1 protein-coding gene is annotated in these 707 nt (G+C 66.5%); it reads left to right on the top strand.

The window, feature by feature from the left end; genetic code table 11:
- On the top strand, positions 1-707 hold a 707-nt coding region (locus tag Dsi01nite_RS56955), incomplete at both ends, for an AMP-binding enzyme (RefSeq protein WP_203854888.1).

The raw sequence follows: 707 nt of genomic DNA on the forward strand, positions 1-707 counted from the left end.
TGCGGATGGTGCCGGTTGGTGTGCCGGGGCAGGTGTTCATCGGTGGGTCGGGTCTGGCGCGTGGGTATGCGGGTCAGCCGGAGTTGACGGCGGAGCGTTTTGTCGCGGATCCGTTTGGTGGGGATGGTTCGCGGTTGTACCGGTCGGGTGATGTGGCGCGGTGGCGGTCCGATGGCAGTCTGGAGTTTGTTGGTCGGGCTGACGCGCAGGTGAAGGTTCGGGGGTTCCGGATCGAGCCGGCTGAGGTTGAGGCGGTGCTGGTTGAGCATCCGCTGGTGGCGGCGGCGGTGGTGACGACCGATGGGCACGATGAGGGTCGGCGGTTGGTGGCGTATGTGGTGCCGGTGGATGTGTCGGTGGGGTTGCCGGTGGGGTTGCGGGAGTGGGCGCGGCGGTTGTTGCCGGAGCACATGGTGCCGGCGTTGTGTGTTGAGATCGGGAGTTTGCCGTTGACGGTGAACGGCAAGCTTGATTATGCGGCGTTGCCGGCGCCGCAGGGGTCGGTGGTGGTCGGCGTGGTGGTGCCGCGGACGCCGCATGAGGAGATCCTGGCTGGGATCTGGGGTGAGTTGTTGGGGTTGTCCGAGGTGGGGGTGACGGACAACTTCTTCGAGCTTGGTGGGCATTCGTTGTTGGCGACGCGGGTCGTGTCGCGGGTCCGGGCGGTGTTCGACGTTGAGATACCGGTGGCGGCGCTGTTCGATGCG

Origin of the sequence: Dactylosporangium siamense (assembly GCF_016862795.1) — a bacterium.
Taxonomy (GTDB): Bacteria; Actinomycetota; Actinomycetes; order Mycobacteriales; family Micromonosporaceae; genus Dactylosporangium; species Dactylosporangium siamense.